The 10,670-nt window shown below is 40.8% G+C and carries 7 protein-coding genes and 1 pseudogene; 5 read left to right on the top strand and 3 right to left on the bottom strand.

The window, feature by feature from the left end; all coding sequences use genetic code 11:
• Nucleotides 1–96: 96 nt before the first annotated feature.
• The 3 genes from COV43_02070 (at nt 97) to COV43_02060 (ending at nt 6,834) form a co-directional block, all read left to right on the top strand.
• Complete coding sequence (locus tag COV43_02070) at nt 97–5,400, top strand: hypothetical protein (protein ID PIR26338.1); 5,304 nt, start codon at nt 97–99, stop codon at nt 5,398–5,400.
• A gap of 10 nt (nt 5,401–5,410) precedes the next feature.
• Complete coding sequence (locus COV43_02065) at nt 5,411–5,734, top strand: ferredoxin (GenBank protein PIR26337.1); 324 nt, start codon at nt 5,411–5,413, stop codon at nt 5,732–5,734.
• A 158-nt stretch (nt 5,735–5,892) separates the two neighbouring features.
• Complete coding sequence (locus COV43_02060) at nt 5,893–6,834, top strand: transcription termination factor Rho (protein ID PIR26336.1); 942 nt, start codon at nt 5,893–5,895, stop codon at nt 6,832–6,834.
• 75 nt (nt 6,835–6,909) lie between these two features.
• Here COV43_02060 and COV43_02055 read toward each other — a convergent pair whose 3' ends face one another.
• Both COV43_02055 and COV43_02050 read right to left on the bottom strand, forming a co-directional pair.
• The gene (locus tag COV43_02055) at nt 6,910–7,194 is read right to left on the bottom strand and encodes a GTP cyclohydrolase (protein ID PIR26335.1); all 285 of its coding nucleotides are present in this window, start codon (nt 7,192–7,194) and stop codon (nt 6,910–6,912) included.
• Between the two features lie 11 nt (nt 7,195–7,205).
• Nucleotides 7,206–7,643 carry a hypothetical protein gene (locus tag COV43_02050; GenBank protein PIR26334.1) on the bottom strand — a complete coding sequence of 146 codons (438 nt, stop codon included), beginning with the start codon at nt 7,641–7,643 and terminating at the stop codon, nt 7,206–7,208.
• 215 nt (nt 7,644–7,858) lie between these two features.
• Here COV43_02050 and COV43_02045 point away from each other — a divergent pair, with 215 nt between their 5' ends.
• Nucleotides 7,859–8,983 carry a hypothetical protein gene (locus tag COV43_02045; GenBank protein PIR26333.1) on the top strand — a complete coding sequence of 375 codons (1,125 nt, stop codon included), beginning with the start codon at nt 7,859–7,861 and terminating at the stop codon, nt 8,981–8,983.
• Nucleotides 8,984–9,176: 193 nt separating this feature from the next.
• Here the strand turns inward: COV43_02045 and COV43_02040 are convergent, their stop codons facing one another.
• Nucleotides 9,177–9,632, bottom strand: a complete 456-nt coding sequence (locus COV43_02040) for a hypothetical protein (GenBank protein ID PIR26332.1) — start codon at nt 9,630–9,632, stop codon at nt 9,177–9,179.
• 585 nt (nt 9,633–10,217) lie between these two features.
• On the opposite strand from COV43_02040, the pseudogene COV43_02035 reads away from it, so the two are divergent.
• Nucleotides 10,218–10,655, top strand: a pseudogene (locus COV43_02035) (DEAD/DEAH box helicase).
• Nucleotides 10,656–10,670 lie beyond the last annotated feature (15 nt).

Genomic DNA, 10,670 nt, shown 5'->3' with positions numbered 1-10,670 from the left:
TGCTACGCTCTCACTATCTTTGGTTAACAATAAAAATATATCTTAGGGAACTAAGGAATTTAAATCTTTGGTCTAGACAGACAAGGCCACTTTATTGTGACATCCACGGATAGATATGGAGTTGATTGGAATGAAGTTGAAGGAGAGGATTATTATATTTTAGAAGAAGATACTGATCCAAATTTTTCTTCTCCTCGAGAAGTACAAATTGCACGGAACCGTAGTTTTGAATTTATTGATCAAGATGAAAACGACACTTATTCTATTCGTATGAAGGGAGTTAATGATTGCGGTGATGGACCGTGGGGGAACGCTTATCGTTTTACCCTCAACACCAATCATTATCCCACACGTCCTATTGCAATTACTCCTGTTGATGGTGCAGTGAATGTCCCATTGAATACTCAAGTCTGTTGGCAAAGCTCACATCCTGATGGTTTAGCCATTCATTATGAATTGTATTATCGTCAAGGCGATGCCGAGGACAACACTTTCTTTGGAGGCAATCTCCTCTATCAAGGTGATAATTCTTGCTTCACACCACCAGCTCTTGAATATGGTGAATCCTACATGTGGAGAGTAAATGCCATTGATACGGATGGAAGTGAAGTTACAAGCACCATATTCCGTTTTACTGCTCTAGGAGATAACCAAGCGCCAACGGGAAGTCTTCAAATTGAAGGTGGCGCAGTTAGCACATCATCATTCAGTGTGAACTTAGGTGTTGTAGGAAATGATCAACAATCTGGTGTTCGCTCAATGTCCTTTTCAAATGATGGGCAGTCATGGTCATTTTGGTATCCTTTCAGAAATAATACCACATGGGATCTTATCGATTCTCAATATGGTGGAAGTGTTCGTGCAAATAATACGTATACCGTTTATATGCGTTTAAAAGATTTTGAAGATAATATTTCACCTGTCTATTCCGATACAATTCAAAAAGAAAATCTTTCTCCAGGAAAAGTTACGCTTAATGGAACAATCTATAACTCGCTTAAACAAGCTGTGGCATTGGCAGAGCCGGGAGAGACAGTTTATCTTTCTCCAGGAGAATGGCATTTAGATGATGAGTCACTCGTTATTCACGGAGGAAACAGAGCGATTTTCCTTAACTTACCTGCAGGGGTAAAATTGGTTGGTTCGGGTTGGGAAAATACAAGAATTGTAACGGGAACAGTTGGCTATGCGATTGTGATGCAAGAAGGTTCAAGCATTACAGGCATAACCGTAGATAACAATAGCGGTCATGCTGTTATTGTGCCGCGAGGAAATAACCTTATTCAACATTGTCGCCTCACTGGTGCAGGTAGTGGAACTCATGGCGGCGCAGGTATCTACATTCAAGATAGCAATTTGCCACTTTCTACGGTTCGTAATTGTATTCTCGACACCAATTATGAGGCAGTGAATATTTCTGGGCAGAATAGTCCGCTTAAAGTGATGAGCTCAGTGATTACAAATAATGAGACATCCTTTCGAATAAATTACACCACCGCACAAACCTTGCTTGCAAATAATATTATTTCCTACAGCACACAATATTGTCACTTGGTTGGAAGTGCGATTGAACAAGTAAGCATCATTGCGAACGATGTCTTTGATGATGCCTATCCAGATTGTTATTTTCCAAATGGAAATGGAAATCTTGCGGTGGCTCCAAACTTTGTAGATGCCAATGCACGGAATTATCACTTACAAAATGGCTCACCAATGATCGATGCCGGAAGACAAGTTGCAGGTCTTCCATTTGCAGGTCCAAATCCAGATATGGGCGCATATGAATTTGGTGCAAGCGGAGTCTTAGTGGTGAACAGTGGAAATAGTGATGCCAGATTCTCTTTTTCAGGTGTGGCAGAGTTCAATGGGCAAGGTGAAAATTGGCAACAGCTTGGTGCGCCAGCTGGACTTTACAGCATTAGTTATTTTCCAGTTGAAAACCAAAATGTTCCTGAAAACTTCACTGTTTATCTTGAGCCCGGGGCAACCTTATACTTCAACGAACAATATACTCCAGACTTAGAGGGTCCAGAGGGTACTGTCGAAGTGAACTTAAGAGAATTTAGTACCAAAGATCCGCTTGTGACGCTTCGACTTCTTGTAAAAGACAATGTTGCAGGCATTGGTGAAAATTCGCAAATGCGTTTTTCTAACGATGGTCAGACGTGGACAGATCCAGCTCCATTCACTCCAGTTGTTCATGATTGGGACCTCATGCAATTTGGTGGCAATGCCAATAATGGTGCGCATACTGTTTTTGCCAGAGTTTCTGATAATCTTGGAAATTGGTCATCACTTATTACCGATGAAATTCAATTTTTGCCAACGCGTCCAGTGTTGGTTGTGCCTGATAATTATGCCACCATCCAGCAAGCCTTTGATGCAGCCGCATCTGGTGACCTTGTGTGGTTAATGCCAGGCGAATACGGAAATGCAAATGTAGAAACAACGCTTACAATTCCTGATGGTGTGCGTCTTCAGGGTTCAGGTGCTGATGTGACGTTTGTTCATTATGCATTTAATATGTCAGACGATGCCCAAGTTGACGGTGCTACTATAGACGTTGGCTATCCGAAAATAAATGTAGTTTCAGCTCCAAGAAGTATTATCAGTAACAACATTTTCCTCAGAACAACGAGAGGTATTGTTCTTGCTGGGGGAAATACAGAACCAGTTCACATTCGAAATAATATTCTTCACACAGAATTTACGAATGGAAATGCGTTTATGTTCTTCTCCGATGGTGATCATGCAGTTATTGAAAACAATACCGCTGCCGAGATCGATAACGGTGTATATTCTAGCTATCAACATCCATTGATGTCTTTTTATCATAATATTTTTTATAATATGGAAGACCTCTTGAAAAACCAAGATCCTGGTTTGGATTATCCAACCAAACTCTTGCTTGATACAAATGGGATGTGGCAGGTAAATACTATCTTTGATGATCTTGGTGTTGGTGATGAAACCCGCTCAGTAGAAATCTACAACATGCTCAATCAAGATCCACTTTTCACAAATGCAGCTGCGCGAGATTATTCGCTCACGCTCAATTCACCATTCAAAAACGCTGGAATCGATGATGAAATTTATCAAGATACCGACGGCAGCAGAATTACACTTGGTTACCAAGGAGGCATAGGCTTCAACAGCAGGCCAACTGCAAGATTACGCACGGTGACACAAGCGAATGGAACCGTTCAAGTTGATGCACTTACTTCACTTGATGCTCAAGACGATGCCAGCGAAATGCTTGTACGGTGGGACTTAGACGGCGATGGAACTTTTGAAACGCCATGGGAAATCAATCAAACAAAAACTCTTGCCCTTGCGAGAGGTATATACACTATTGGTGTCCAAGTTCGTGATCGTGGGTATTTTGTAGATACACTTTCTCAACAGATTGTTGTTGCAAACAGTGCTCCAGTTATTGCATCACAAATGAGCCCAGCTGATAACACGTTGAATGTTCAAAGAAACACTCAACTAACGTGGACAGCAACTGATCCAGATCTAGATGCACTGCAATACGATCTCTACTTTGCAGCAGAAGGAAATGCGTTAGCACTTGCTGCGCAAAACCTTAACGTTGCGCAGTGGAATACTCCTTTGCTTAGTTTCAACACTCGCTATGTCTGGAAAATTGTAGCACATGATAATCAAGGTGCAGAAGTGGAAAGTCCACTTTGGTCTTTCATTACTGTTGCAACTCCAGAAAATGACAGTGATGGCGATGGTGTTCTCAACGATGATGATGCCTTCCCGCTAGACCCTACAGAATCTGCAGATGCCGATGGTGATGGTATTGGAAATAATGCAGATACCGATGATGACAACGATGGCGTTCTTGATGTCAATGACGCCTTCCCACTCAATGCAGCTGAATCACTTGATACCGATTTAGATGGTATTGGAAATAATGCAGATACTGATGACGATAACGATGACATTCTCGATATCCATGATCTCTTCCCACTTGATGCAAGTGAGTTTGCAGATTTAGATAGTGACGGAGTTGGCAATAATCGTGATCTTTGCGGTTCTACTCCATTGGGTGAAGCTGTTGATGCAAATGGTTGTTCAGCTGGTCAATCCCCACTTGTTTTAGATGGAAACATGGAGTCAGCAAACGTAGACCTGTGGCGCTCTTACGGGAACCCAGGTGTAAAAGAAAAAAGCAGCGATGAATTTACAGATGGAATTCAGAGCATGCATCTCAACACCATCGGCACGGATGGCGGCATTCAACAACTCAATATTCCGGTTGAAGCTGGTAAGTGGTATGAGTATTCCTTCCAGTACAAATTGAACGAAGGAGAGCTTCGCACCTTATTGGGAATTAATTCTTCAAACACAGATTTTGAAGGAAAGATTTCAATCTTGTCTCCCACAAATGGAAATTGGATTAGCTTCTCCAGAAAGTTTCAAGTTCCAGCAGATTACAGTAGTGGCTTGCGCATTGTTGCTGCAACTCGCGCAGCAGATGTTTACATTGATAACGTTCAACTGAAAGAAACGGAATGGCAAAATCTGCTCAAAGATGGAAACATGGAATTTGCCGGCGTTGCAGAATGGCGCTCTTACGGAAATCCAGCTGTGAAAGAGAAGAGCATTGCTGAAGCAGTAAGCGGTGTTCAAAGTATTTACCTCAACACCATCGGCACCAATGGTGGTATTCAGCAACTTGATATTCCAGTAGAGCCTGGTCGTTGGTATGAATGTGCGTTCCAATACAAACTCACCGAAGGCGAATTACGCACATTGCTTGGAATTAATTCTTCCAACGTTGACTTTGAAGGAAAGACAACGCGCATTACAAACATCAACGAAAACTGGACGCAGTATACGCGCCAATTCAGAGTGCCAGATAACTTCACCAGTGGTTTCCGTTTGGTTATCTCAACCAGACCTGCTGATGTCTATTTAGATAACATAACTATTAGGCCTATTCCGAAACCAGGATTGATTATAGACGGAGACATGGAAGCGGTTGGAGTTGGTGCATGGCGTTCTTATGCGTCTCCAGCAATAAAAATAAAAAGTGAAGATGAGTTTGTTGGAGGTGCGCAAAGCATGCACATCAATACCGCTGGAGGAACCGGTGGAATGCAGCAGCTTTCCATTCCCGTTGAAGCAGGGCGTCTCTACGATTACACGTTCCAGTATAAGTTAAATCAAGGCAGCCTTCGCACCTTGTTGGGTATCGCAAGTTCAAACGCAGACTTTGAAGGCGCAGATGAAACGCTTCAAAGTGCTGATGGAAACTGGCACGAATACACAAGGCAGTTTCGTGTTCCAGCCAACTTTACAAAAGACTTTAGGCTTATCTTCCAAACCACAAATGCTGATACGTTCATTGATGAAATTACGTTGACGCCGATTGAGGAAGAAGAGTAAAGCACGTTTTATGGCAAGACCGAAGCATCATGTTTTTGTTTGCACGCACTCACGACCCGCTGAATCAGGTAAAACCTGCTGCAGCGGGAGGGGCGCTGAAACCCTTTTTGAAAAGTTGCGCGAAATGGTACGAAGTCAATTTCCGCAAAAAGAGGTAAGGGTGACCAAGTCTGGCTGCCTTGGCTATTGTAAATCGGGCTGTAACATGGTGGTGTATCCAGCAGGAACTTGGTATTCAAACGTTAAAGAAGAAGACCTCGAAGAAATATTTCAGCACCATTTAATGGAAAATCGAGAGATACAAAGATTAAAAAGAGATGAGCACCTCTTATAAGTTCGTTTCCAGAAGCATTTTATTTGCTTGTCTTATTTATATCTTTCCTTTAGGCCAGGAAAACGCTTGTTAAAAATGTAAGGTTTAGGCAAATATTTTCTCCCTCAATTAATACGTAAACTGTTTTCATTTTCGTACATACCCAATGGAATTAAACCATGAAAAAAAGAAATGCTCAGCGTCCTAGAAGCCCTAGGAACAATCGTTCTCCGCAACCATCAAAACGCTCAAATGCTTATAAACAATTCCTGCAGAAAACATCTATAAATCCATACGAGCGCCTGCGTCTTGAAAGACCAGGCGGCCCTATGAGTATGCGGATTTTGGATCTTATTTCGCCCATAGGAAAAGGGCAAAGAGCACTCATCGTTGCTCCTCCTAAAACAGGAAAAACAACGTTACTCCAAGAAATCTGCAAAGCAGTTTCAGAAAATAACCCAGAAGTGAAAACATATTGTTTGCTTGTTGAAGAGCGTCCAGAAGAAGTGACCGATTTTACACGCAGTGTTCCGGGCGAGGTGGTGGCATCATCATCCGACCACGATACCGATCATCACATTCAAACCGCCAACGATCTTTTGGACAGAGCTATCGATGAAGCGAATAGTGGAAAGGATGTTCTTATTTTATGCGATTCCCTCACTCGTTTAGCACGCGTGCATAACAGAAATGCCAGGGGCGGAAAAACATTAAGTGGTGGACTCGATTCAAACGCCATGGAAATGCCGCGGCGCTTTTTTGGAACAGCAAGAAAACTGGAAGAGGGTGGATCACTTACTATCGTAGCCACCGCACTGGTTGATACTGGAAGTTTAATGGACGAACATATTTTCCAAGAATTTAAAGGAACAGGAAATATGGAACTTTGTCTCTCCCGCAAACTCTCTGAAATAAGACTTTTCCCGGCAATTGACATTTCTGCTTCTGGAACAAGAAAAGAAGAAAACCTCTTAAGTGATCATGAATGCAAAGTAATTGGAAAAATGAGGGGATACTTTTCAGGCCTCAAACCAGAAGAAGCCATTACCAAATTAAGTGAAACGCTTTCAAAATACGAAACCAACGAAGAATTTCTCAAACTGTTTAGTGGTTGGAATTAAGAAAATTTCTCAAGTACAATTTTAGTTTGTCATTGCGAAGGAACGAAGTGACTGCGGCAACCTAAAATTTGAAAACTAAATCCACTTTTCAAAACCTTCTGCATATTTCACTGGAACAAATTCAATAATCTTATAGGTGGCCAAGTGATGTTTCTGAAAAGGATCATCGGCGAGCATTTTTTCAAACTCAGCTTTCGTCTTCACAGCAGAAAAAATAACTCCACCGTCTCTTGGATTCATGGGCCCAGAGCAAATGAGCGCGCCAGATTTGTAATGAACATCCAAAAAAGCACGATGTTCTGCTAAGTGCTGATCAATTTCTTCGATGGGTTTTGTATAGGTAAGCATTGCAATGAACATATTTTTTCCTTCTAGTTGAATGAAGCTTTTATTTTTTCAATTATCTTTTTCATTTCCTGAATAAAAGTAGGGCGGGTAACTACTTTCACTTCGGCGTTGAGCGTTTTATAAGCTGTAAAGTAAAGAGTTTTAGAAGAGTGTTCTTTAAAGTAAGCCTGTCTGCTGTAAATACCATCATCGGAAAGCTTATCGCCAAATGTTCCTTTATCTTCAATGTTCCATCTCGCCTTACTTTGTTGCCTGTTCGCATCTTTCCATTGAATTAATTCAATGCTTTCAGGGCAATTTTCCTTTTGACAGTTGAGTGTGATAGCGAAAAAGACGGCTTGTTCATCTTCAGCAACAAAGGTGTCTGGAGTGATTTTAAAACTCCTTTCAACCGCAAATGCTGAATTCACAAGTGCAAGCGAGAGAAGGGAAAAAAGAATAAAGTGGAGACTGAAATTCATCCGGCGTTAGTAAAGCATAAAAATTTGTATCACAAGAAAAAATAATTCACCTTTCTTACACTATTGCCAAAAGTCACCCAAATGGTTGATAGGGTAGGGCTATACGTTTTTATTGCCCGATCAATCTTTCTTTTTGCATTTGATTTTTTCTTCATATAGCTGTTGCTGCTTCAATCCAGGGTATTAATTGAGAAAAAGTCACCAGAGTTGATAAAATGAATGAACATCGGATACTTGTTGTAGATGCTATAACTGATGCATCACCAATTGTTCCCTACTTGGTACGAGAGCTCTCATGTTTAGCAGATATTTTTTGCTTCAAAATTCCTTTTTTATTGAAACATTCATATTATCAAAATTGGTTCGAAGTTTTATCTTCAGACATTCTCTTCTTTATCAATCAACTTAAGCACCATCTTGAGAATCATCACTACGATTGGGTAATTGTTGGAAACGATGCCACTTTGAGGATCTTAAACAAGTATATTTCTGATGATGCACTTGCGCAAAAAATTTTCCCTCTTTCAGACCTAACAAATAGGGTAATGCTTGGTTCTAAAGCAGGCCTATCCTTAGTTTGTAAAAGGCATAATATTAGAACTCCCGGCTTTACCATTTTTGACGCAGCAAAGACTGTAACTGAAATGCTTCAAGACCTGTCATATCCTGTGCTCTTAAAAGTTGATGAGAGTTCAGGTGGGCGAGGTGTTTTTTTATGTAAACAGGAAAGCAATGTGAAAGAAGCGCTCAAGCAGATAAAAGAGAAAGAAAAAGAAAATCTTCTTTTTCAAAATTATATTAAAGGGAAACTTATTTCAGTTGAGGCCATTTATAAAAAAGGTGTGCTGCTTGGTTACCTATACTCAACTGTTACTAAAACGGTTTCTCATGAGTTTAGTGTTTCAAGAGAACGAGTCTTTTCTGATACAACTCTAATAGAAGAAGAGCTTCATCACATTGGTAGTTCGCTTGGTATAAATGGATTTGCAACGATGACCTTTATTTATGATGATGAAACAAAACAGTATTTTTTTATAGAATGTGATCTTCGTCCTCAGACATGGTTTTTGCTCGGAAAATTTGCTGGATTAAATTTCTCACAAGTAATTAAAAATTATTTTTCTGATGCAGCATCAGTTTTAAAAATTTCTTTAAACCCGGGTGAATCCGAAAGGGTGCTCTGGCATTTTTTCAGAGATCTCAGGAATTGTGTGGTCGAAAAAAATATGAGTAATCTGTGGAAGTGGTGTATTAACAAAAAAAAGTGTTGGAGACTCATACCTTGGTATGGTTTTAGAGGTCTCTCTCGATCCTTGTATTTTTCCTTTCGTAAAAGATAAATCTCGTTTTTCTAAGCAGAATGTCTTCATTCCAAAAATTAAAAGGAAAAATGAAAGCGTTTGAGCAAAGATTGTCAAGTTTCAAGAGTTGATCCCGTTTATGGAAAATTTTTCTAAAGACTCGGTTTGAGTTCCATGCGCTTGCGCGTGGGAATCTATACAAGTACAACTACAGCAAGGATATCTGAAAAAATTATTCCCCCGTAGCGCAGACTTTGTTTGGGGAAAAAGCAGATTTTCTGGCCTGTTTTATGGGTTGGCTTGTCCACTTTGCACCTTTTACATCCAGGGCTTTTGACGTTACCCACAATCTGCATTCTCGAGTATGTTCATCAACCTTTTTTATATTGCTGTGAACAGCATAGGCCTTGTTTTTGTTGACGTTAAAACGCAGGATTACTGTGCATTTTTCGTCTACATTGAAAAGATTGTAGCGAATAAAAAGCTCCTTTTCCTCCGCAATGGGGATCAGGAATGCTTGTTTCTCATGCTTGAGGTTTTTTAGGTTTGGTGGTTTTAGATGGGCGCATTTGTTTTCCCTTACTCCGTACGAAATATTTTTTTCTGAACCCTTTGGAATAACAAGAAAACTTTTTGCTCGTGAAGGTCTTGGGATACAAAGGCAAAGTGAAAACATAAAAGCGATCATAAGATTCTTTTTCAAGAGAGTTCTCCTCGTAAAGATTGGGATGGATACTATTGGGACAAGGGATTGCTGTCGATCGTTTTTCTGCATACGTTCAGAAATTGGAATACTTGAGTGTTCATTATTTAGAAAAGTGTTCGTGATAAGCTCTTCTCATGAGCAAAACAGTGATCCAGTTTTTTTCTGGATGCGAACTCTTTTTATTCCCAAAATGCCATCGTATTCTTCAGCATAATCAAGTTCTTTAAAGAGATGATGTTTATTCAGCCTTCAGTTTACTTAACAAAATCAACGTTATACGACAACATGGTTACGTTTTTTAGGTTTTCACGTTCTTTCCAGGACTCCGCCAATCAGCCCATCAGAAAAACAAAGCTTGCTAAGTGAGGGGTTCTCCACTACAGGCTGGCGCCTAAGCATGGTGGTTTAATCTTTTTGCTGGAGCTCTTCCTCGAATCTCTCTCTTCTTTTTTGAATCACACAAAAAACTAATCTCTTTCTTTCGGAAACTTGCGCCCGTTCGCTTTTTCGCTCACTCTGGTTTGTGCGCGGAAGAGAAACGTTTGCGCATGAAAAGGATGTACCATTATGAACACAAAAACATTTCGAGAACTTCAACTCGTAGAACCAATTGCTCGTGCACTTGATGAAAAAAAATATGAGCACCCAACTCCAATTCAGGCGGCTGCCATTCCATCGCTGCTTGCCGGCTGCGATATGATCGGTTGCGCTCAAACGGGAACAGGAAAAACAGCAGCATTTTCGTTGCCCATTTTGCACAGGCTTTTTGAAAACAAAAAGCGAGCGGCTCCTCGCGGAGCGCGTGTCTTGGTGCTTACTCCAACCAGAGAATTGGCTTCGCAAGTCAGTGAAAGCTTCAAGGCTTACGGCCGCCACATTAGACTCTCTCATGCTTTAGTTTTTGGTGGCGTCGGGCAAACGCCGCAGGTAAAGGCTTTGCGGAACGGTGTTGATGTTCTAGTGGCCACTCCGGGAAGGCTCCTAGATTTAATGAATCAAAAGCATGCTTCACTGAAAACA

The organism is Deltaproteobacteria bacterium CG11_big_fil_rev_8_21_14_0_20_42_23 (assembly GCA_002796345.1).
Classification (GTDB): domain Bacteria; phylum UBA10199; class UBA10199; order 2-02-FULL-44-16; family 2-02-FULL-44-16; genus 1-14-0-20-42-23.
This window is presented reverse-complemented; position numbering and strand designations above follow the sequence as displayed.

Bases quoted from the DNA above. Each gene is read 5' to 3' on its own strand.
- COV43_02065 (PIR26337.1), top strand. From the start codon at position 5,411: ATGGCAAGACCGAAGCATCATGTTTTTGTTTGCACGCACTCACGACCC.
- COV43_02060 (PIR26336.1), top strand. From the start codon at position 5,893: ATGAAAAAAAGAAATGCTCAGCGTCCTAGAAGCCCTAGGAACAATCGT.
- COV43_02040 (PIR26332.1), bottom strand. From the start codon at position 9,632: ATGATCGCTTTTATGTTTTCACTTTGCCTTTGTATCCCAAGACCTTCA.
- COV43_02050 (PIR26334.1), bottom strand. From the start codon at position 7,643: ATGAATTTCAGTCTCCACTTTATTCTTTTTTCCCTTCTCTCGCTTGCA.
- COV43_02045 (PIR26333.1), top strand. From the start codon at position 7,859: ATGAATGAACATCGGATACTTGTTGTAGATGCTATAACTGATGCATCA.
- COV43_02055 (PIR26335.1), bottom strand. From the start codon at position 7,194: ATGTTCATTGCAATGCTTACCTATACAAAACCCATCGAAGAAATTGAT.